Genomic DNA, 23,492 nt, shown 5'->3' on the forward strand with positions numbered 1-23,492 from the left:
AGCACTACTTAGAAAACTGAAAATTTGATGATAAAGTACTTCTTAGTCCTAGCCGGACTGAGCATTTCCTGTGGTGTCTTTGCTCAGCATCATGTCTCTAGAATATATTCCGATTTTTCTGGCTTTTGGGATAGCAGCACAACAGTTCAACCCAACAACAATCATAATCTTTTGGCCTTCACATGGGATGCTGATGGCGCAGGCAATATGTATCAGCCCAAAACATACAGTACAGGGGTAAATAATGCGGTATTAACATCTCATGGAGTATCTTATACTGCAGGAACATTCATATCATTACCGATTTATAATGTTCCCGCTCCAAATGGCGGTACATACGTAGGAGTTGGTCAAATGTATGGTGGTAATGGGAATGTTTCTCCGGTACCTGTGCACAACAACTTTGTGGAATATTTGTCTGATGGTATTCAGGGATTGGGATTAGGAACGGCAATGTTTAATATTCCTCCGGGATCAAGTATTAGTCTCAATACCATGGGAATTGTACCTTCTTCAATTGGTGACGGTATTCCGGATCTTATCTTTACTCAGATGGGTGAACCTTCCGGTAATCCTGATGTTTTTTATTTCGTTAATGAACTGGGAAATACGATAGGAACTACTTATTCGGTTACTTTTAACAGTGTACCGATAATCGGGAATGCCTGTTGGAAATTTTACAATGCCAATACGAATCCGCCTACTTATAATGCAGGAGTTTCAGGTACTTCGGGAACAGGAAGCTGTGTGCGTGCTGTAAGGGTTTTGGCGGCAGACTGGTCTGAATTTGGAATCACCAGCAGTAACTATATGCAGGCTGTGAAATTAATTCAGACATTTTCAGGTTCTTCTGATCTTGCATTTATCGGTGCCTATAATGAAGAGTCGATTACTTTTGCAGCAAGTATATCCGGAAGTGTTTATAATGACAATGATGCAGGGGTTCCGAATGGGAATTTTTATTCAGGAGCTACAGTAAGACTGCTTAATAATGGAGTAGCCTTCCGAACTGCAACGACAAATGCCAGTGGTTTTTATTTCTTTGATAATATTAACACCAACACATATCCGGGACCTTTCACGGTTGAATTGGTGGTGCCACAGGGATTTTCTGTAGTTGGAAACAGTTTGGGCAATACAAGCAACAGTATTGCTGCTGCGCTCACCAACGGCTCTTCACAGGGAAACAACTTCGGAATCAACCGACCACCGGTAGCGGGGAACGACACCTTTTCGGCTCCTAAAAATGTTTCTAAAACGTTTAATCTTATCACCAATGATAGCGACTTCGATGGTGGAATTCTTATTCCGTCAAGCATAAATCTTATTACACCGGCGGGAGCATCCAATATTTCGACTTCAGGAAGCAACACCAAAGGATTTACAGTAAATAATCAGGGGACTTGGAGTGTTGATAATGCCGGAATATTAACGTTTACTCCTGTACAGAATTTCTTCGGTACCGCATCTGTGGCACAATATACCATTAAAGATAATGCAGGATTATCAAGCAATATAGCATCGATCAATGTATCGGTAGATTATTGTTATAAACCGGGAGCAACCGGAACAACTCCTTCTTATACCAATCTGGGAATATCTACGTTATCGGAAAGATTTAAAAACTGGCCTGTAGGACCTACAACTGCGGAAGGTGGAATTCCGAACGGCTTTTTAGCACTCAACTCTTCCGATAAGGGGATGGTGATCACAAGGGTTTCAAGTTCTTCAGCAGTTACTCAGCCCAAAAAGGGAATGATAGTCTATGATATAGCTTCCCAGTGTGTTAAACTTTACAATGGTTCTGTCTGGAACTGTATCAAAAGAACCTGCAACGATTAAATTTATACAATATGAAGAAGAGTTTATTACTGATGGCCGGAATGGTCATCATCAATTTGAATGCTCAGATAGGAATTGGCAAAACGGTAATTTCAGGAACGGGTTCCATTATGGAATTTGATGGTAATACTTCAAATCAATTAACGGATAATACGACAGCTAATACAAAAGGACTGATTTTACCTGCAGTCCTTGAAACCCCTAATTTTGGATCTTCGGGTTCTGCAACGAGCATTGCTCAGAATGGAACATTTTTGTTTGACAGGCAGACCAAGAAAAACAGATTCTATGAAAATGGAGTGTGGAAAGATCTCTCTGATGAAGGCAATAACTCCGCTTTAATTCCCATTCCCGGAATTGAAACAGGAAACGGAGTAATTGTAGGAGCGTCATCAAGTGCTACAAAAGGAGTGCTGGTTTTAGAATCGGCTGATAAAGCACTGGTTCTTCCTCATATCTTAAATCCGCATCTTACGGTGATTAATCCTTATCCGGGAATGATGTGCTACGATACAAAAAGCAATTCAATAGCCCTTTATGACGGGATCAACTGGAATTATTGGAAGTAGGTTTCAACAAACTGCAGAATATCATTAACAAAAAAGAACGCCTTTAGCGTTCTTTTTATATTCTTTTTATTTTTCATGCTCATTGCCGTTGTTGCACCAGTAGAGCGCATGATATACATTGTCTTTCGAGAAGAATTTAAAATTACTGAATCCGTCTAGATCGCTGAACTTTTTTGCGTTTTCATTGTTGCTTACGATCGCAGCACGGTTGTAAGCAGTGATTGTATTTAAATCTGAAAGAGAATTTGTGAGCCAGGTTTTCACATCTGCATTTTCCAGGTCGGTATCCAGATACAGCATATAATTCAGTTCATCGAATTTTGCCACTTTATTTTTAACGTGTGGAATGACAAGGTTTTCAAAATCTTCTCTGTTGATTTCTCCTGTAGCATTGAATGCCGCTACGTTTTCCGGTGCATCATTAAGTATCGTAATCATATAATATATTTTTTTGGTGGTGAGAAAAGTTTGGCAATAATTAAGCCATTAAACAATAATGTGGTACTTAAAAAATTATGAAATCATTATTTTAACATACTAAAATTTATCTGATATTTAAAAATTTATGCAGCAATGCTGTAACAAAACGATACATTAATGTACTCATCACAAATAATAAAAACGAATAACAATGCCCGATTTGAGCACAAAATCTGTATTTCTTGATTTCTTGAATTTCCTGAAAAAACCAAACGATCAACAGATTGAAATTTCAACAAAAGAAAAGATAATTCTTTTATTTAAATTTCTCTTTTTTGAATTGTTACTTACCTGTGCTATCGTTTTTCCGCTTGATTATATCATCGATAAATTTGTTAAACTGAAAAGTGAAAGCTTAGATTATCAGCAAAATACAATCTACATGGTTTTTATTCTTGTTGTTGTTTTAGTTCCTTTTACTGAAGAAATTATATTCAGATCAGTTTTACGGTATAACTCCATATTCAAAGGAAGAGTAAGCCGTGAAAAATGGAACAGATTTTTTCCTTTCCTTGTGTATACATTCAGTATTGCTTTTGGTTTGGTTCATGCGGGAAATTATTTCAATAACAGCATTACATTTTTTCTTTTATCGCCCCTTATTGTTTTAAGTCAGCTTTCAGGAGCATTTGTTATCAGCTATATCAGAGTACGGTTAAATTTTTATTACGGATTTTTTTATCATGCGCTTTGGAATTTTGTCGCTGCGATTTTGATTCCTTCGGTCATGATTTTATTTGCAAGTCCGTATGTTGATAAGACCACCAGTTATACTTTGAGTATTGAGGAAAAAGTGTTTTTCCATCTGAATGAAACTCAGACGACCAGTTTGGATGTAAGAGATAATAAAATATATAAAATTGAAACAACACAATTGTATCTTCAGGATATTCTTGATCTAATTTATGGAGAAGGTAAATATTATGTTGATGAATATATGTTGGATATGAAGTTTTCCTCAAAAAACGGAATCTCGAAGGAAAACTTTAAGAAGATGCTGGAAAAGGAGTATGAGATTCAGAATACTGCTGATTGATATCTTCTTTTGTCTGATGATGAGTAGTATCTATTATTTGTCATTCAAAGCATAACCAAGTAGAGCTTTGCTTTACTTTCAGAGAACGTCATTTTGAATAACGCAGCAAAACGGAGTGTATCGAGAATTTGTGATGGTCAGATTACTTTTGCGAATGTTAAATTTTCTTCAGTGCAGAAGCCTTATGAACAGCTTTTTTGCCTGTCTTTTCGCTGGTGACTTCATATTGAGGTTCAGATTCTGATGCACGCCGTTGCCTGTTCATAAATATGAAATCTTTTTGATGTACCTTAATGATAATACCGTGCGTATCTCCGTTTTGGGTTTTCCACTGTACGTGATCTCCTTTTTTTAGCATAACTTACTTATATTGTTTAATTACGGTAATGCAAAAAAGATACTAAAAAAGTCAAACATACAGACTCAATGTATAACTGTCAGACTTAACTCACTGTTGATGAGCGGTAGTATTAATTATTTTCCTCAATTAATGTTTCAGTCACAATTCCGTTTCCGATAACTCCTGACTGATCTACGATCTCAAAATCCATCCCATTGTAAAGTTTACTTACAAACGAATCCGCATTTATCAAACTGATATTGATAGAACGTGAATCCCCCGGAAATATAAGCTCTTCTTCCTCGAAATTGAGTGCTCCAAGATAGGATTGCAGTTCATAAGGAAATTGAAACAAAACCCGAAATCCGGTCGAAACAGGACTTACCAATCCATTATGATCGGTAGGATAAAAATTAATCAGTGCCGTAAAATGCGAAGTTTTTTTCATAGTGGTATGCATTGTTAAATGCTGGTCTTTAGCTAGTTTGTTGGAAGAGTTCAGGTTCAATGAAATTATTTATGTTTTTAAGGTCTGAGCAGTTGTGAACTTAGAACGATTTTTTTCTATAAATATAATAAAACTTCATAAACTCAATAGTTAACGAGATCTGTACTATAAAATTTTCATCATTTCCAGTGAAATATAAGCAATTACGTCACTTCGAGTAGATTTTGAAAAAAATCGTATCGAGAAGTTTATGATGGCAGACATATTTTGTGCTTCGGTTCACCGATTCTCGATACATTTTTCTACGCTACGCTGCGAAAAACACTCGAATTGACGGAAATACTTTTAAATCATATGAACAGCACGTCACTTCGAGTAGATTTTGAAAAAATCGTATCGAGAAGCTTCTGATTGGAAGACAGATTTTGTGCTTCGGTTCGCTGATTCTCGATACATTTTTCTGCGATGCGCTGGGAAAAACACTCGAATTGACGAAAGGACTTTAAAATCATATGAACAGCACGTCACTTCGAGTAGATTTTGGAAAAATCATATCGAGAAGTTTCTGATTGGAAGACAGATTTTGTTCTACGGTTCACCGATTCTCGATACATTTTTCTGCGCTGCGCTGCGAAAAACACTCGAATTGACGGAGCAGCTTTAGCTATCTTATAATGTATAGAAAACGTCACTTCGAGTGATTTTTCGAAGAAAAATTGTATCGAGACGTTATCTCTAAACTCAATAAAAACTTCGTCAAATGGAATCCCAATAAAAAAATTCTTCATCATCAATTCATATTGAAATATTTATTAATTTTATTTCTGAAACACAACAACTTTTATAATGAAAAAAGAATTTCACATCATTGATGCAAAAGATGCACTCCTGTATGATATTTATCTTCTTCTTACTCAAGTTATTGAAAATCAAATGAAGGGAACAGTAAAGAACATCGAATATTATGACAATGCTGACCTCAAAAGAATGTTCAATCTTGGGGATAAGTCTTTGTACCGTCGGCGAAAAGAGGGTTCTCTGCCTTACATCAAAATAGGGGGTAAAATATATTACAGAGCAGATGCCCTCAAAAATTTACAGAAAAAATAATCCTGTTTTCAGATCAATGCTTTTTAGAGTCTGGTTCATTCTGAATCAGATTAATTCACTATGATTTACAGCGTCTTCCATGAAAGACGTTTTTTTATGTAAATCAATTTTCACTTTAAATTTAGAATCGTCACTTCGAGTGATTTTTTGAAAAAAATTGTATCGAGAAGTTTATGATTAAAATACAAATTTTGTGCTTTGGTTCACTGGTTCTCGATACGTCCCGATTGCATCGGGACACCCGAACTGACGAAGCTAGAATGATGGTTCTCGATCAATAGAGCTATTTGTAAACGAGACAACACTTCGAGTAAATTTTTGAAAAAAATCGTATCGAGAAGTTTACGATGAACAGACATATTTTGTGCTTCGGTTCACTGATTCTCGATACATTTTTCTGCGCTGCGCTTCGAAAAACACTCGAATTGACGAAGCTAGAATAACGGTGCTCGATTGATAGAGTTATGTTAAAAACCAGACGTCACTTCGAGTGATTTTTTTGAACAAAAAATCGTATCGAGAAGTTTATGATGAGCATACAAATTTTGTGCTTCGGTTCACTGGTTCTCGATATATCCTGATTACATCGGGACACCCGAACTGACAAAGCTAGAATGACGTTGCTAGACCGATAGAGCTATGTTGTAAACGAGACGTCTTTTCTAAAAAACTCATGCGACATGTGTTAAAACTTTCAGTTGTTCTTCGAAAGCGCTTCGGTACTCCTTCGCAAAAAGAATCATTTTTCCGAAGCTCATCCGAAGAAGACTGGGAGAAGTATCGAAGAAATGTAAAATGAATCGGTCAAATGTGGACAAAACAAGACAAAACCGGTCAGTGTTTTTAAGGGTAATGTTTTGATGGATAATGTATTATATCTTCGTTGGAGAAACTTTAAAAACAATCAATATGGCACGTATTACAAAAGGAATCTTAGGCGGATTCTCAGGAAAAGTAGGAACAATTGTAGGCGCCAACTGGCGTGGACAGGACATCATCCGAAGCACACCCAAACCAAGCAGCAGACCACCAAGTGAGAAACAGTTGTTACAGCAGGAGAAGTTTAAACTGGTCATTGGTTTTCTTCAGCCTCTTAACAGTATTCAGAAGCGGTATTTCGGTTCGGGAAGCGGTTCGAAATCCAGAGTGAATATGGCTGTTTCCTACACCATCGGTGAGGCAATACAGGTTACCGCCAACCTTCCGGAAATCGTCTTTGCAAAAGTACTGATTACCAAAGGTGATCTGGCAGGTTTTCAGAATGTGATTGCAACGCCTCAAAGCGGACAGATGATCAGACTCAACTGGGAAGACAATTCCGTGCAGGGCAATGCCAATACTACCGACAAAGCCAATGTAGTCTGCTACTGTGAAGAGCTCGGAGCATTTAATATCTTCGAGTCTGTCGCCGACCGCAACCTGACAACTGCAGATATTACCCTCCCGATTTCCTACTCAGGAAAAGAAGTTCACGTCTGGACTTATTTCAACAACGCCGCAGAAACCACTGCCTGCAACAGTCCGTATCTCGGTATTATTACCCTGATTTAATTTGAGTCTCCATCCGAAAGGGTGGAGATTTTTTTTGTATGATGTATTAATTTTCACATATAATCATAGCTTCTCGTGTGAAAATCTTGCCAAATAGGCTAAAAGTCTTTGATTTTTAGTATAGATAAGGTTTCCCATAATTGTGAAAATAGTTTTTTTAGTTATATTTGGAAGTATAAAAACTAATTGATGAGCTTCAACGAGGATTCTAGAGTTAAAATACCAGCCATCTTGCATTTATTGAGGTTAGGCTATCAATATATTTCTTTAAAAAAACAAAACAGAATAGAGGAAAATAATATTTTCCCCTCTATTTTTTTGTCTAAAATTTCAGAGATAAATAGTATTTCTGAAGCAGAAACACAAAGAGTTCTGGATGAAATTAATTTGGAATTGGATTTTGAGGATCTTGGGAAAAAATTCTATGAACGTTTAACATCGACTTCTGGTATTAAATTAATTGATTTTGAAAATTTCTCAAACAATGATTTTAGTATCACAACTGAGCTAACCTGCAAATCCGGCGATGAAGAATATCGTCCGGACATCACAATTCTCGTTAATGGAATTCCATTAGCATTTGTGGAAGTAAAAAAACCACATAATAAAGATGGAGTTATTGCCGAGCGAAGACGTATAAATGAAAGATTTGCAAATAAACATTTTAGACGTTTTGCAAACATTACTCAATTAATGATTTTCTCAAACAATATGAATTATGAGGACGGAATTGTTGAGCCTATTTTTGGAGCTTATTATGCAACTTCTGCTTATTCTAATATCTCATTTAATTATTTCAGAGAAGATTCAGATTATCCCGTAAAAGAAAGGTTATTAGAATTAAGTGAAGACAAAGAGTTGGAGATTCTAAGAGATAACAATTTGGTCGTTATTAAGCACAATCCTGATTTTATCACTAATAAGAATGAAAATAGTCCTACCAATAAAATTCTTACTTCTCTCTTTAGTAAGGAACGATTAAAATTTATTTTACAGTTTGCGATTGCTTATGTAGAGGAAGAAGATAATGGTAAGCCTGTCCATCAAAAACATATTATGCGCTATCCGCAAATTTTTGCAACACAAGCAATCGCCGCAAAAATTGATTCAGGACAGAATAAAGGTATTATTTGGCATACACAAGGCTCAGGTAAAACTGCTTTGGCTTTTTATAATGTAAAACATTTGACACATTATTTTTCTAAGAAGCATATTATTCCTAAATTTTATTTTATTGTTGACCGTCTTGATCTTTTGATTCAAGCCTCAACAGAATTTTCCAATCGTGGTTTAAAAGTAAATCCTGTAAACTCTAAAGCTGATTTTGTAAACGATTTACAAACTGTTGGTGCAATCCATAATAATAGTGGTAAGCCTGAAATTACGGTTGTTAATATTCAGAAATTTTCTGAAGACGCTACAGTTTTAAAGGATTTAAACTACGATATAAATGTTCAAAGAATTTATTTTTTAGATGAAGCACACCGCTCATATAATCCGAAAGGGAATTATCTTGCAAACCTTATTAATTCTGATAAAAATGCAATCAAAATTGCGCTCACTGGAACACCTTTGCTGAAGGAAGTAGCAAAAGATTATGATTCAAAATTACTTTTTGGAAATTATATTCATAAGTATTACTACAATATGTCGATTGCTGACGGATATACGCTCAGATTGATAAGAGAGCAAATAGAAGGAAATTTTAAAATGCAAATGCAGAATGTAATTGATGAGATTAAAGTTTTACGAGGTGATATTTCTGCAAAAGACATTTATAAAAACACAAAGTTTGCAGAGCCTTTACTAGATTATATTTGTAACGATTTAATAAAATTCCGCAAAGATCAGCAAGATGCTACTTTGGGAGGATTGGTAGTTTGTGATTCTGCAGACCAGGCAAAGGAATTATTTCGTTTGTTTCAAGAAAAATATGGAGCGCAAGAAACAGATGCAAGTGTATTGATGGTTGCAGAACCAAGAGAAAAATACGGTTTGAAAGAAGAGCCAAAACTTACAGCTTCTTTAATTCTGCATGATGAAAATGATAAAACGATTAGAAAGGAACTTATAAAAGCATATAAAAAAGGACACATCGATATTTTGTTTGTTTATAATATGCTATTGACAGGTTTTGATGCTAAACGATTGAAAAAATTATATTTAGCGCGGGTTATTCAGGATCATAATTTATTACAGACACTTACAAGAGTTAATCGTCCTTATAAAAAGTACCAATACGGATATGTTGTAGATTTTGCCGATATTTCAAAAGCGTTTGATCGTACCAATAAACTTTATTTTGATGAATTGCAAGAGCAGTTAGGTGATGAAATGGAAATGTATTCTCATCTATTTAAATCCGAAGAGGAGATTAGACAAGAGATTGAAGAAATAAAAGATACATTGTTTCACTATGACACTCAAAATAAAGAATTATTTTCTCAACAAATAGCCGAATTAAACGATAAACAAGAGCTTTTAAGACTTGTTAAAGCTTTACGCACTGCAAAGGAATTAAAAAATTTAATTGCCTTGAATGGTTATGATGCTTTAAAAGGTTTAACAGATTTTGAACTTCTCAATCGCCTATTAATTGAAACGCAAAATCGACTTGACAATCTCAACCTTGTAGAAAGCATCGGAAACGAAGAAGCTAACCGAAATCTATTAAATGAAGCGTTAGAGGATATAATTTTTCAATTCGTTAAAGTCGATGAAAGTGAATTGGTTCTTGCTGATGAATTTAAAAACATTTTAAGAAAAGCCAGAGAATCTTTGCAAACTAATTTTGATCAACTAGATCCTGAATTTGTAAGTCTGAGAGCTGAATTAGAAAGAATTTTCAAGAAAAAAAATCTTAGTGAAGTGACTCAGGAAGATATGGTGGAAAATATGCACCTCCTTCAGAAAATCTATGATCAAGCTAAAGAATTAAACAGAAAAAATGCCTTACTAAAAGCTAAATATGATAGCGACGATAAGTACGCTAGAATTCACAAACGTTTATCAGAAAAAAGCATTTTAAATGCAAAAGAATCACAACTTCACCGAGCATTGATGCAGGTAAAATCACAAGTTGATGAAACCATTACCAATCAGGAGGAAATGGTAAAAAATGAAGCGTACTTCAAAAGATATCTTCTAAAACTTGTTGTTGACGAATTTAAGAAGAAAGAAAATATTAATATTGACTTTTCAACAACAGAAAAAATAAATCAATTAATTTCGCAGGAATATTTACAACAATATCAATACAGATAATGACTCAAGATATAAACTTTATAACCAAAACAAAATCTTTAATAGATAATCTTAAAAGTGTATGTGCCAATTACGGGCTGGGAAATGATGGAAATGAATTCAAGATCATAACGCAAATATTTTTATACAAGTTTCTTAATGATAAATTTCGTTTTGCAATAAAAGAAGAACAGCCTCAAATAGCAGAAGCTGAAAATTTCTCTAAAGCACTTCGTGAGATGAGTGAAGACGAATATCAATTTTTACTGGCAAGCTTGGATCCGAATATTCCAAGATTACATCCGGAACATTTGATTTCGCATTTGTTTGCAATTCAAAATGACAGTGATTTTGGAAAAATATTTGATGATACATTAAGACAAATATCTATTGAAAATGCTGATGTTTTTTCTGTAAAATCATTTAGTGGTGCAAAAGATACTTTGTTTGATGAGCTTACTCAGTTTATCTCTGATGCTTCTCAACGTGACGCCTTTGCAAAGGCTCTTATCAATAAATTGTTTGAATTTTCATTTGAGGAAATGTTTGTTCAGAAATATGATTTCTTTGCAACTATTTTTGAATATCTGATTAAAGATTACAACACTGACAGTGGTGGTAAATATGCCGAGTATTATACACCACACGCTGTTGCTCGTATTATGGCACAAATTCTTGTACCGGATGAAGTAAAAGGTGTTAAATGTTATGATCCGAGTGCAGGATCGGGAACTTTATTAATGAGTTTAGCTCATCAGATTGGCGAAAAGAACTGTACCATTTATTCAGAAGATATCTCACAGAAATCGAGCAATATGTTACGTTTGAATTTGGTTTTGAATAGTCTTACACATTCAATTCCAAATATTATTAAAACTAATACGATTGCGCAGCCTTTTTACTTAGATACAAAATTTGATTACATCGTTTCTAATCCACCTTTTAAGTTAGATTTTTCTGATTTTAGAGATGACTTAGAGAAAGATGCTTTTAAACAAAGATTCTTTGCTGGGATTCCAAATGTTCCGAAAAGTAAGAAAGAATCGATGGCGATTTATCTTTTGTTTATTCAGCATATTATGCACTCTTTAAGCGAAAAAGGACAGGCAGCCATTGTTGTTCCGACAGGTTTTATTACTGCTCAAAGTGGTATTGAAAAGAAAATTCGTGAAAGGTTAATTAGTAATGGGTGGCTTCGGGGTGTAGTAAGTATGCCAAGTAATATTTTTGCGAGTACAGGAACAAATGTATCTGTGTTATTTTTTGATAAAAGAGCAGAAAGCGAACATATTATTTTAATGGATGCTTCCAAGCTCGGACAAACAGTGAAAGAAGGTAAAAATCAACGTACTGTTTTAACTCCCGAAGAAGAAGCTAAAATTGTAGAAACTTTTAATCAAAAACAGGCTGTTGAAGACTTATCTGTTGTAGTAACGAAAGAACAAATTGTAGAAAAGAATTATTCTTTCTCTGCAGGACAATATTTTGAGGTTAAAATAGAATATGTAGATATAACTCCAGAAGAATTTGCGGAGAAAATGCAAGATTTTGAAACAAGTCTACAAAGTCTTTTTGCTGAAGGGAATGTATTAGACATAAAAATTCAGGAACAGCTTAAAAGTTTAAGGTATGAGTGATTTAAAAGTATATAAGTTTTCAAGCTTGTATAGAATGAGCTCAGGAATTTCATCTACACCAGATCAAGCAGGTAAAGGAAGTCCTTTTATTTCTTTTAAGACAGTATTTTCAGACTATTTCTTGCCTAATGAATTAGATGATTTGATGTATACTTCTGAAAAGGAACAAGAAGTATACTCAGTAAAAGAAGGAGATATATTTTTAACTCGGACAAGTGAGAGTTTAAATGAATTAGGTATGAGTTGTGTTGCCTTTAAGAATTATCCCAAAGCTACCTATAGTGGTTTTTTAAAGAGATTAAGACCAATTCAAAAAGATTTAGTTTACTATAAATACATTGCATTTTATTTAAGAAGTAACTTATTTCGATCTTCAATGAATAATAATGCAATAATGACTTTAAGAGCAAGTTTGAATGAACAAATTTTTTCTTATTTAGATATAGTACTACCTTCTTTTCAAAATCAAAAGGCAATAGGAGATTTACTTTTTGATATCTATTTAAAAATTCAAACCAATAGTAAAATAAATGATAATTTAGAGCGTATGGCAAAAACGCTGTACGATTACTGGTTTGTGCAGTTTGATTTTCCAGATGAAAACGGAAAGCCTTATAAATCAAGCGGTGGCAAGATGATTTGGAATGAGGTTTTAAAAAGAGAGATTCCTGAAGGTTGGGAAATCACCGTGTTTAATGATTGGATAGAAAAAACAAAGACTGGAGATTGGGGTAAAGATAAGATTGAAGGTAATTATACTGAAAAAGTTTATTGTGTTAGAGGTGCTGACATTAATGGATTAAATGGCAAAGGTGAAGTTAAAGCACCACAAAGATATATTCTAAAAAATAATATACCAAAGGTTCTAAAACCAGATGATTTTATTGTGGAGATTTCAGGTGGGAGCCCAACACAATCTACTGGCAGAATTGCTCTTTTAACTGAAAGTACATTTGAAAGATTTGATTCAAATATTATTTGTTCGAACTTCTGTAAAGCTATCTCTTTAAAAGAGAATAAGTTCACTTTTAATTTCTTACAAGAATGGCAGAGGCTATATGATGCTGGTATTTTCTTTGGATATGAAGGGAAAACTAGTGGAATTAAAAACTTTCTATTTGAATCATTTATGGAGTCTTATTTCGTAATAAAACCAGCGAAAGTATTAGTTGATAAATTTTATAATCAAATGAAAAATATAGAATATAAAAAGCAATCCAACCTTAAACAAAACCAACAACTTTCACAATTACGCGACTGGCTTTTACCTATGCTGATGAACGGGCAGGTAAAAGTTGAATAAAATAGTAAGATAAATTATCATTTATTTGATTGTTTAAGTCAATTTTATTGTCAATATTATTTATGATATTGGCAATTTTATTTTGTACACTTATTTCAGGAAGAGATATTTTTAAATTGTAATAACTATCAAAGGTCATACTTGGGACACCTGTCCCCGTATTTAGATTTTCTAAATCTAATATTCTAAGATAGTTATAAAGGAAATATGGCTCGGCAAGTTGTTCATTAATTTCTGTATAATATAATGTATCCACCGTCCAAAACGGTATTTTTGAGAATTGAATATTGTGCAAACTTCCTTTTCTTGGAAGTAAAATACTTGGCTTATCATAGAGATATTGATTTCCAAAACGCATTATGCCACCACTCCCAAAAATTGGAATACTACCATTCAAAATGCTTTTGTGATCTTTGCCATTTCTGATTGTTAATAACTGCCTTAAATCGTATATCTTCATTGTTAACTAATAAATTTTCGGTGTGCAATTTTTACATTAGCCTGATTTACCATTGCATAATGTAATGTTGTATCAATTTTAACGTGACCTAATAGCTTCTGAACCTGTTCAATAGGCATTCCTTTATCAATCGCCATAGTTGCTAAAGTTCTTCTGAATTTATGGGGATGTACTTTATTAATTTTGGTTTTTTGTCCCAGTTTTCGCAATACACTTTCAACTCCACCAATTGAAAGTCGTTGATTAGGTTTTGCCAAAGAAACAAATAAAGCCTCATTGTCGTCGTTTCTGGTTTGAAGATATTCTTTAAGGTGAATCTTGGTTCTTGCATCAAAATAGACTTCACGCTGTTTGTTACCTTTACCTGTAACAATACAAGAACGCTCGTGGAAATCAATGTTTTTTATATTGATTTTTACAAGTTCACCAACTCTAATACCAGTTGAGATTAACATTTCGATAAGTGTTAAATCTCTTATTTGCTTGCAGCTGTCTCTAAGTATTTCTATGTCTTCATCACTAAGTACCTCCTTTATAGTTCTGGCGGTCTTTACTTTATGAATTCTTCTTACAGGACTTTTTAAAATATAATCTTCATCTTCAAGCCAAGAAAAAAAACTTGAAAATATTCTACGAATATTATCTATGGTAACTCTACTGGAGTTTTTTATCTCCTGATATTCTGAAAGATAGAATCTTAAATCATTGGTTGATATTTCTGTGACTTTCTTTTTTAGTTTGTTAAATAGAGTTTCTATAGTAGAAAAATAATATTTTAATGATTTTTCAGAGCAACCTTCTACTTTTTTTGACGAAATAAATAAGTTTAAAACACTTGTATTATCAGTTTTCAATTCATCTTCAGTCTTATTTTTTTGAGTAACCTCCACAGAGTGAAAAGATTGATGTATAACTTTTTCAAGCATTATCAACTGTTGAAAGTTTAAAACCGTTTGCATTGCATTCATTATTTCTTGCTTCACTAATTCCTTCATTGTACTGAATTTTCTTATTTTTTTGAAGGCGCAAAGGAATGAAAAACAAAAATAGCCATAGTAGTGCAATAAATGATAATTTAGAGCGTATGGCAAAAACGCTGTACGATTACTGGTTTGTGCAGTTTGATTTTCCAGACGAAAACGGAAAGCCTTATAAATCAAGCGGTGGCAAGATGATTTGGAATGAAGTTTTGAAAAGAAATATTCCTGAAGGTTGGGAAGTTAAACAAATTGACAGAGTTTTAAAGAAGAACGAAAATAGTAACAGACTTAATGCAAAAGAATATTTATTAAGAGGAACAATTCCTGTTATTGATCAAGGTACAAGTTTTATTGCAGGATATACAAATAATGAAAACTTAAGAATAAAAACTACACGAGATATTCCTGCTATTATATTTGGAGATCATACAAGAGTATTAAAGCTCATAAACTTTGATTTTGTAAGAGGAGCTGATGGAACTCAGGTTCTGCTTAGTATTAATGATGCAATGCCTCAATACTTATTTTATCATTCTTTACTTAAAATTGATTTATCAAATTATGGATATGCTAGGCATTTTAAGTTTTTAAAGGACTCTAAAATTATAATACCTCATAAAAAAGTGTCAAAATTATTTGAACTTAATGTTAAGTGTTTTTTTGATAAAATATTAAATAATCAACTACAAAACCAGCAACTTAGCTCTCTCTGCGACTGGCTTTTACCTATGCTGATGAACGGGCAGGTAAAAGTTGAATAAAATAGTAAGATAAATTATCATTTATTTTACGGGATACCATAATTTATTAAAATTATTAAAATGTATTTTTGTTTAATATGTGTATGAGAAATATATTTGTTCAACTTTGTTAATGATAATTATAAATATTAAATAACATTGACAATATAGAATGATTATCAGTCAAAAAATATAAGATTAATTATAGATTAGTTTATGGCAAGTCTACCCAACCAAGTTACAAAAGAACAGGTTATTACAGCTTTAGAATATATTATTAATAACAATGTTGCTTTAAAAGGTTCTACTAAATATGACTTAAAATATAAAGATAAAGCTTACCCTCCAAAAGAAGTTATCAGATGGGCAGCAAAATTAGCTAATATTAAAGATTGGCAAAAAAAGAGATTCTACGGTGGAGATAATACGAATCAGCCCCTAAGAAAAATGGGATTTATTATTAAGAACAGACTTAATGAAGACATTAATCTGAGTATTATTAAGAAGTATAAAAATATAGTTTCAGAAGACAATAAAAATGAAATTTATAAGTGGAAGTTGCTGAAATTATTTAATGATCGTCCTGATACTTCTGCAGCTAATTTTGCTTCTGAAATTACTTCAATTAATTTTGGTAATTTAATTTATCATAATGGTATTGCTGTAAGAAATCATATGGCAAAAGAATTTCCAGAAGAATATAGAAATGTTTTTCACAATCTTTTCGATGAGAAACTATTGCTAGAAGAAAGAATTGTTGAGTTCCAAAACAGGGTATCTGAAATCTATAAAAAGATGGGGATGAAACTGAATCATCATCACGATGAAAGAACAATTTCTACTTTCCTGACTTTTAAATATCCTGAAAAATATACACTTTATAAAAACTCTTTTTATAAATCTTATTGTGATCTTTTAGGAATAAAGCCAGAAAGTAAAAATAAAAAATATTTACACTATTTGGATTTAGTAAATAATCTGATTGTTAATTATATTATTAAAGATCAGGAATTGATTGACATTAAAAGTAAGTTCATAACTGATGATTGTTATCCAGATACCAATCATTTAATATTTGCTCAAGATATACTTTACCAAGTTCTTAATACTACAGAAGAAATTTCTGAATCATCTACATCAGCACATATAATGAAAAAAAACAACCAACCATTAAACCAAATATTATTTGGACCTCCTGGAACTGGAAAAACATATAACACCATCAACAAAGCTATTCAGATTGCCAATCCAGAATTCAATTTGCAGCAAGATAGAGATATTGTCAAGAATGAATATGACCGTCTGTTAAAAAATGGACAGATTGTATTTTCTACCTTTCATCAAAGTATGAGCTATGAAGATTTTATTGAAGGGATAAAGCCTCAAATTGAAGAGGATTCTGATGGTAATAAAACAATCATATATGAGATTAAAAATGGAGTTTTTAAACTGATCTCAGAAAAAGCACAGGAAAAAAGAATAAAAGAAGAAACAATTAACCATCAATTTGATTTTGATGATGCATGGGATGCAATTATTAATGACGCAAATACAGGTTTAGAAAATAATAACCCTGTAAAACTAACTATCCAGACACCCAATCTGGGACTTAAAATTGTTGATGTCACAGAAAAAGGAAATCTTAAGCTTAAACCGATATATTCTGAAGAGGCAAAAGAATATATTGTTTCTTATTCCAGAACAAAAATATTGCAGAATGCTTTTCCAGACCTTTCAGTTATTAAAAATATAGATAAGGAATTCAGAGCTATAATTGGTGGTTCAAACTCTACTGCTTATTGGTCAGTGATTAATTATATAAATAATAAAATTATCTCTGAAAAAAAATCAACTACTCAAGAAATTGTTTTACCTGCTTTACCACACGTTTTAATTATTGACGAAATCAATAGAGGGAATGTCTCACAAATATTTGGTGAACTCATCACATTAATTGAGGAAAACAAGCGTTTAAGAAAACAAGAAGAATTAAAGGTAACTCTACCTTATAGTAAAAAGGAATTCGGTGTTCCATCTAATCTTTACATTATCGGAACAATGAACACTGCTGACCGTAGTGTTGAAGCATTAGATACAGCATTGAGAAGGCGTTTTAGTTTTGTAGAAATGCTGCCAGATTTTGAAGTAGTAGAAAAACAAGAATTTCAAGACGGTTATAAAAGAGCTGATATTATGCAAAAGATTAACGAAAGGGTAGAACTGCTATTGGACAAAAATTATACATTAGGTCATTCATACTTTATGAAAGATAATTTTCAAGCTTCTTTTAAAAATGAGATTATTCCGCTATTGCAAGAGTATTTTTATAATGATTGTGGTAAAATAGGTTTGATTTTAGGAAAAGGTTTTGTGAGAGAGAAAGAAATCTCAAAAACTAATCATCAGAATGTATTTGCTGATTTTGATATAAGAAATGAGATTGAAATTGTAAAGTCTTATGAGCTGATTCCGTTTGAAGAAGTAGACTTTGATCTTGCTGTAGAATTATTATTGTCATAAAAAATGCTGAAAAAAGATCCCATTCAGGTTTTTGAACACAGCTTTCTGGGTATTGGTGACCGAGGTTTTGATAAGCGTCATTTTATAGCGTTATCACAGCTCAACGCATTGCATAATTATCAATATTTTGATTTGAAACATAATGGCGTTGTCTTCAAACAATTTGTAGGTGTCATTCAGATAGATGATTTAACAATAGAGATTCTTCCAAAAATTGACCGTTATGAACCAGAAGAAAATAAAACCAAATGGCGCAATGTGCTTTTGGAAATGCTGAAAGTCACTAAAAAATTAAAAATCCAGCAGGTAGGTCAAGCTAATGTTTCAAAACAGTCTATCCATTTTTTGGATATTTATTTCGAATGGTTTTTGAATGAAGTTCAATTGCTTATTCATCAAGGATTAATCAAACAGTATTACAAGGAGACAGGGAATGTAAAAGCTTTGAAAGGCAAACTTGAATTTGCGGGTCACATTCAGAAAAATCTTGTTCATAAAGAAAGATTTTATACCACGCATCAGGTGTATGATAAAGATCACTTGATTCATCAGATTTTAGGGCAGGCTCTGGAAATTATAGCTACATTATCGAAAGGCAATTATCTCTACAGCAAATGCAAAACTGTACAGCTGGATTTTCCCGAAGTGAAAACCATTAAAGCTAATGAGAATACCTTCAGCAAGATTCCTAAATCTAGAAAGATTGCTCCTTATGAAACGGCTTTAGCGATTGCAAGACTAATTATTCTCAACTATGCTCCCAATATTTCAAGTGGTTCCGAAAAAATGTTGGCGCTTCTTTTTGATATGAACAGTCTTTGGGAAGAATATGTGTTGATTAGGTTGAGACACGCTTGTCAGGATCACGATGTCAAAGTATATGGACAAAGTTCTAAAGGTTTCTGGAATGGAATTACCATTCGCCCAGATATTGTTTTGGAAAAAGATAATGAAGTGGTTTTAATTATTGATACTAAGTGGAAGAATATAGATCAGTCACAACCTTCTACCCATGATTTGAGACAGATGTATGTGTATAATGATTATTGGAAAAGTAAAAAATCGCTTTTACTTTATCCCTCAAGTAACGCAAAGGAAAGCATTGCTCAATTTGCTCCATTTGTTTCAATAGAAAAAAATGTGGATCATCATCTTTGTGGACTAGGTAAGATTTCTGTTTTAGATTCTTATGGAAAGCTTGATGAACATATTGGAAGTAAAATATTAAGTATATTGTAAGTATTAATTATGCACCACACCTATCGCATCGCCCTCCTCGAAGACAACAGCCGCCAACTTGAAAAATTAGAATCTTACATTAATAAGATTCCTCATGTTGAAATTGTACTGAAAAGTAAAGGCTCGGATCATTTTTTTAATGAGGTTCAGGCGGTGAACCCTGAGATATTGATTGCAGATCTTGATCTCGGCAATGACAGCATGACCGGGATGGAAGTGGCGCAGGAAATTAAGATTCCCGTGTTTTTTGCCAGTGTTAATACGGCAGAGTATGTGGAAGATATAGAAAATCTGAAACGTGATGCCGAAATATGTGTGGATCATATTACCAAACCTTTTAGTGAAGAGCAGTTTATGAAGAGCTTTAAAAGGTTTCTGCAGGAGGTCACTTTCTTTTCACCACCGCAATATGTATATCTGGATTTTAATAAAACCAAGAAAAACAAAATTCACATTGACGATATTGTTTATCTCTGTGCCGATAAAATGACAGGTTCTGAATCGAACAATAAACAGATTCATTTTATTAACAGGAGTCCGGCCAATCTCATTGATTTTTCATTTACCAAAATGGAGGAGAAGGGATTAATGAATTCGCAGTTTGTCACTATTCATAAATCTTTCAGGGTGAATAAGAAGTATATTAAATGCTATCATCCAAAGTTGGAAAGTATTGAAATCAGTATTTTTGATGCTTCGGGTAAGACTAAATGTCATTATCTATCGGTGTCTGAAAATTATCAGCCTGTCATAAAAAAGAGTTTCGGCTAACCGCTCTTATTCCCCGAAAAAAAGCTTTTGTTCCTGCGCTTCCGATGTTATTTCCGGAGGCGTATTTTTTTTGCTTTTCGGATGTTGTTTTGCTGAGTGAATGGTGTAACAAAAAATCAGTTAAACAAACTATGAAAACACCTTTTGAAGGAATTATTCCTTCTGTTAATTATCATGTATGGGAACCTTGTAACATGAGATGCAAATTTTGCTTTGCTCCGTTTTATCACGCTAAAAAGCTACTTCCAAAAGGACATCTTCCCAAGGAAAAGTCTTTGGAACTTGTAAAGCAGCTTGCCGGATTCGGTTTTGAGAAAATTACTTTTGCAGGAGGGGAACCTACCTTATGTCCGTGGATTTCAGAACTTATTTCAGAAGCTAAAAAATGGGGAATGACTACCATGATTGTGACGAATGGTACCAATATTAACGAGGTGTTTTTAGAACAAAATAAAGGAATCTTAGACTGGATTATTTTAAGTGTCGACAGTATGATGGATGAAACCAATCTTCAGTCGGGAAGGGCAATTAGTGGTAAAAAGACAATCTCTAAAAATCAGTATAAAACATTTATTGACCAGATTAAAAAATATGGTTATCAGTTAAAAATCAACACAGTGGTTCATCAGCTGAATTATCATGAATCTATGTCGGAATTAATTCAATATGCCCAACCAGAACGATGGAAAGTATTTCAGGTATTGCCTATTAAAGGTGAAAATGATGAACATATCAATGATTTTATTATTGACGAAGAAATGTTTAATCAATTTATTTCAAATCATCATCAGTTTTTTGAGAATCAAATGATGGTTGCAGAAAATAACGCAGAGATGAAAGACAGCTATGTCATGGTTGATCCTGCGGGAAGATTTTATACTAATAAAAATGGTAAACAGGAATACAGTTTTCCAATTCTTGAAACAGGAATTAAAAATGCTTATGATGAAATGAGATATAATTATCAAAATTTCATCAACCGCAGAGGTCTTTATCAATGGAATAAAAACAAATAATTTAAAAATATGACAACAAAAATTACTTTGTCCGGAGAAGTAGCATCGGGAAAAACAACAGTAGGAAAATTACTGGCAGAAAAACTTAATTATGAATTTATTTCATTGGGAACAATGGTAAGAGAAAAAGCTAAAAATGAAGGACTGCATATTTTAGATTTTCAAAAGAAGTGTAAAGAGAATCCAGCAATAGATTTAGAGATTGACGGGGATTTTTCGAATTTATGTAATTCAAAAGACCGCCTGATTATTGATTATCGAATGGGATTCAAATTTGTAACTGATGCTTTTCATGCATTTCTAAAAATATCAGAGGAAGATGCCGTTGAACGACTTAAATCAGCGAATCGAGTAAATGAAAATCATGAGACTGTAAAACAACGAAATGACAGTTTTAAAAGTCAGTTTATCAATTCTTACCAAGTTGATTATACTAAGGAAAGTCATTATGATTTAATTGTTCCAATAAACGAAAATCGAACAGCAGAAGAAATCGCTGATATCATTATTATCCATTTAAAAAAGAAAATCACACCCTAACAGAATAATGCCAATAAAGGCACTATTGAGTTAATAGGCAAAATCTCCAAAAAGAAGTAAAAACAGCTTAATCCCAATCAAAAGAAGTAACCAATTATCAATAAATCCTGAGAGTATTTTCGGGATTTTTGCTGTAATCTTTAGATTTGGATGATCATATTTCTGTTTATAATAGATAATTATTTTATTTTAGCGAACTGACTCATAAAACAATACGATGAAAATTATTTATCTTATTCTAAGCTTCTCTTTTTTCCTGAGCTGTGCACAAACTGAAAAAGAAATATCTTTAGAATACCGCCCTTCAGGAACGATTACATATCAGTATGATATGAATTCGAAGTTAATGAATATGAAAGGGATTCTTAAAACAGATTATACAAAAAATGGAGACCTTGTCGATATGAATGTTGAGGTAGTAAGTCTATCTGCCGACTCGGATGATCAGGGAGATTTGGGATATGGCGAATTTGCCGGACAGAGCTATACCCGTATCTACAGCAAATACGGAGCTTCTGCTGATTTAGATAACGTCCCGACACAAATTGTCAATATGGAGTTGTTTGTAGTAGAATTTCCTAAAACAGCAATTAAAGCAGGAAGCAAATGGAAGTCTAAGAAGACAGCAAAACCGGATATGTTTTTCGATTACATCGATACAGAATATACCTGTACATTGGTGAAAGATGATGTAGTCATTGTAAAAGCAGTAATGAATTTTGTGTCGTCAGACAAACTGTCATCCGGAATGAAGCTTACCCGAAAATACGATGGTGAATATCTTATCAATCCTAAAAACGGTGTGGTAACCAATGCCAAACTATATATGGACATGTTTTCAGGATTCACAAAACTGGATGGCTCATTTGAAATTCGAATGCTTTAGCAATTGTAATAATCTGAAATTCAGGATTTAGATTCTAAGCTTTGCTTCACAGATTAATTCTTAGACTTTCAGTTTGTGATCTTGTGATCTACACACTTCTCGATACAATTTTTCTTTGAAAAATCACTCGAAGTGACGATTGGTAAATAAATTAAGTTCTCATTTTAAAAAACCTCGTCAATTCGAGTGATTTTCTGCACCGCAGAAAATCGTATCGAGAATCGAAGCCTGGAATTACAACTCATACAGCACGAATGCACAAACTTCTAGATACAATTTTTTCTTCAAAAAAATCATTCAAAGTGACGACTTATCATCGATTGACTAAACGGATCTTTATATGTACTATTTCAGGAATGTAATAAACCACTTAAAATCATTCAGCCTGTCAATTCAAAAACTCAGAAACCTGAATTCTGGTACAATATTCACTCCCAAGATACAATGGATCACCCTGCTTTTCAGACCAGAAACCATCCAACACATTCTCATTGATACAGCGGTACACAGCAACCCCTTTGTAAACATGAGAATCTTCACCCTGATAATTAAAATTAATCACTAAAATATCATTTTTAAAAAAGCCTGTTCCGTTTTGTTCATGGTCGCCAATCAGCCACTGTGCGATGATGCGATTGTTTTCATCAAGAGATAGTGTTAATATACCGTGATAACTGATGCTTTCACTTTCCTCCTGATTACTTCCCTGAACAGAATAACTACCCACCAAATCTTCTACTGTCATTGATTTATTGTTAAAAAGAACAAATGTAGAAACTTT

The 23,492-nt window shown here is 33.2% G+C and carries 21 protein-coding genes; 15 read left to right on the forward strand and 6 right to left on the reverse strand.

Features of this window, described 5'->3' with window-relative positions; genetic code table 11:
• The first annotated feature begins 27 nt into the window (after nt 1–27).
• Nucleotides 28–1,842 (forward strand): Ig-like domain-containing protein, encoded by a 1,815-nt coding sequence (locus OF897_RS04135; RefSeq protein WP_267264431.1) that lies wholly within the window; start codon nt 28–30, stop codon nt 1,840–1,842.
• Nucleotides 1,843–1,853: 11 nt separating this feature from the next.
• Nucleotides 1,854–2,411: a hypothetical protein gene (locus OF897_RS04140; protein ID WP_267264432.1), complete on the forward strand. Its 558-nt coding sequence runs from the start codon at nt 1,854–1,856 to the stop codon at nt 2,409–2,411.
• A gap of 66 nt (nt 2,412–2,477) precedes the next feature.
• On the opposite strand, the gene OF897_RS04145 is transcribed toward OF897_RS04140, so the two are convergent.
• A complete protein-coding gene (locus OF897_RS04145; RefSeq protein WP_267264433.1) occupies nt 2,478–2,849 on the reverse strand; it encodes a SpoIIAA family protein in 372 nt (123 codons plus the stop codon).
• A gap of 193 nt (nt 2,850–3,042) precedes the next feature.
• Between OF897_RS04145 and OF897_RS04150 the strand changes: the two genes are divergently transcribed.
• Nucleotides 3,043–3,927: a CPBP family intramembrane glutamic endopeptidase gene (locus tag OF897_RS04150; RefSeq protein ID WP_267264434.1), complete on the forward strand. Its 885-nt coding sequence runs from the start codon at nt 3,043–3,045 to the stop codon at nt 3,925–3,927.
• 157 nt (nt 3,928–4,084) lie between these two features.
• Here the strand turns inward: OF897_RS04150 and OF897_RS04155 are convergent, their stop codons facing one another.
• Together OF897_RS04155 and OF897_RS04160 are read right to left on the reverse strand one after the other, a co-directional pair.
• The gene (locus OF897_RS04155) at nt 4,085–4,285 is read right to left on the reverse strand and encodes a hypervirulence associated TUDOR domain-containing protein (RefSeq protein WP_267264435.1); all 201 of its coding nucleotides are present in this window, start codon (nt 4,283–4,285) and stop codon (nt 4,085–4,087) included.
• Between the two features lie 112 nt (nt 4,286–4,397).
• The gene (locus OF897_RS04160) at nt 4,398–4,715 is read right to left on the reverse strand and encodes a hypothetical protein (protein ID WP_267264436.1); all 318 of its coding nucleotides are present in this window, start codon (nt 4,713–4,715) and stop codon (nt 4,398–4,400) included.
• Between the two features lie 846 nt (nt 4,716–5,561).
• Between OF897_RS04160 and OF897_RS04165 the strand changes: the two genes are divergently transcribed.
• The 5 genes from OF897_RS04165 to OF897_RS04185 all read left to right on the forward strand — a co-directional run bounded on the left by OF897_RS04165 (nt 5,562) and on the right by OF897_RS04185 (nt 13,559).
• The gene (locus OF897_RS04165) at nt 5,562–5,825 is read left to right on the forward strand and encodes a helix-turn-helix domain-containing protein (protein ID WP_267264437.1); all 264 of its coding nucleotides are present in this window, start codon (nt 5,562–5,564) and stop codon (nt 5,823–5,825) included.
• 867 nt (nt 5,826–6,692) lie between these two features.
• Nucleotides 6,693–7,376 carry a DUF6266 family protein gene (locus tag OF897_RS04170; protein WP_267264438.1) on the forward strand — a complete coding sequence of 228 codons (684 nt, stop codon included), beginning with the start codon at nt 6,693–6,695 and terminating at the stop codon, nt 7,374–7,376.
• 189 nt (nt 7,377–7,565) lie between these two features.
• Complete coding sequence (locus tag OF897_RS04175) at nt 7,566–10,640, forward strand: type I restriction endonuclease (protein ID WP_267264439.1); 3,075 nt, start codon at nt 7,566–7,568, stop codon at nt 10,638–10,640.
• Complete coding sequence (locus tag OF897_RS04180) at nt 10,640–12,256, forward strand: HsdM family class I SAM-dependent methyltransferase (RefSeq protein ID WP_267264440.1); 1,617 nt, start codon at nt 10,640–10,642, stop codon at nt 12,254–12,256. Before OF897_RS04175 ends, OF897_RS04180 begins: the two co-directional genes overlap by 1 nt.
• Complete coding sequence (locus tag OF897_RS04185) at nt 12,249–13,559, forward strand: restriction endonuclease subunit S (protein ID WP_267264441.1); 1,311 nt, start codon at nt 12,249–12,251, stop codon at nt 13,557–13,559. The genes OF897_RS04180 and OF897_RS04185 overlap by 8 nt, the downstream gene beginning before the upstream one ends.
• On the opposite strand, the gene OF897_RS04190 is transcribed toward OF897_RS04185, so the two are convergent.
• Nucleotides 13,525–14,019, reverse strand: coding sequence for a restriction endonuclease subunit S (locus OF897_RS04190; protein WP_267264442.1), 495 nt, complete (start codon nt 14,017–14,019; stop codon nt 13,525–13,527). The two genes, OF897_RS04185 and OF897_RS04190, sit on opposite strands and share 35 nt — an antisense overlap.
• Nucleotides 14,020–14,021: 2 nt before the next feature.
• On the reverse strand, nt 14,022–15,014 hold the full coding sequence (gene xerA, locus OF897_RS04195) for a site-specific tyrosine recombinase/integron integrase (protein WP_267264443.1): 993 nt from the start codon (nt 15,012–15,014) through the stop codon (nt 14,022–14,024).
• 38 nt (nt 15,015–15,052) lie between these two features.
• On the opposite strand from xerA, the gene OF897_RS04200 reads away from it, so the two are divergent.
• From OF897_RS04200 to OF897_RS04230, 7 genes are all read left to right on the forward strand, one after another.
• Nucleotides 15,053–15,760 carry a restriction endonuclease subunit S domain-containing protein gene (locus OF897_RS04200; RefSeq protein ID WP_267264444.1) on the forward strand — a complete coding sequence of 236 codons (708 nt, stop codon included), beginning with the start codon at nt 15,053–15,055 and terminating at the stop codon, nt 15,758–15,760.
• A gap of 426 nt (nt 15,761–16,186) precedes the next feature.
• Complete coding sequence (locus OF897_RS04205; RefSeq protein WP_267264445.1) at nt 16,187–18,259, forward strand: AAA family ATPase; 2,073 nt, start codon at nt 16,187–16,189, stop codon at nt 18,257–18,259.
• A 3-nt stretch (nt 18,260–18,262) separates the two neighbouring features.
• The gene (locus OF897_RS04210; RefSeq protein WP_267264446.1) at nt 18,263–19,498 is read left to right on the forward strand and encodes an McrC family protein; all 1,236 of its coding nucleotides are present in this window, start codon (nt 18,263–18,265) and stop codon (nt 19,496–19,498) included.
• Between the two features lie 9 nt (nt 19,499–19,507).
• Entirely contained in the window at nt 19,508–20,269 is a 762-nt protein-coding gene (locus OF897_RS04215) for a LytR/AlgR family response regulator transcription factor (RefSeq protein ID WP_267264447.1), read from the forward strand.
• A gap of 131 nt (nt 20,270–20,400) precedes the next feature.
• Nucleotides 20,401–21,285 (forward strand): viperin family antiviral radical SAM protein, encoded by an 885-nt coding sequence (locus OF897_RS04220; RefSeq protein WP_267264448.1) that lies wholly within the window; start codon nt 20,401–20,403, stop codon nt 21,283–21,285.
• A gap of 9 nt (nt 21,286–21,294) precedes the next feature.
• On the forward strand, nt 21,295–21,825 hold the full coding sequence (locus tag OF897_RS04225; RefSeq protein WP_267264449.1) for a cytidylate kinase family protein: 531 nt from the start codon (nt 21,295–21,297) through the stop codon (nt 21,823–21,825).
• 217 nt (nt 21,826–22,042) lie between these two features.
• Nucleotides 22,043–22,711 (forward strand): hypothetical protein, encoded by a 669-nt coding sequence (locus OF897_RS04230; RefSeq protein ID WP_267264450.1) that lies wholly within the window; start codon nt 22,043–22,045, stop codon nt 22,709–22,711.
• Between the two features lie 388 nt (nt 22,712–23,099).
• Here OF897_RS04230 and OF897_RS04235 read toward each other — a convergent pair whose 3' ends face one another.
• Nucleotides 23,100–23,456: a hypothetical protein gene (locus tag OF897_RS04235; protein WP_267264451.1), complete on the reverse strand. Its 357-nt coding sequence runs from the start codon at nt 23,454–23,456 to the stop codon at nt 23,100–23,102.
• Between the last annotated feature and the right edge of the window lie 36 nt (nt 23,457–23,492).

Source organism: Chryseobacterium formosum (genome assembly GCF_026460885.1).
In the GTDB taxonomy this organism is placed as follows: domain Bacteria; phylum Bacteroidota; class Bacteroidia; order Flavobacteriales; family Weeksellaceae; genus Chryseobacterium; species Chryseobacterium formosus.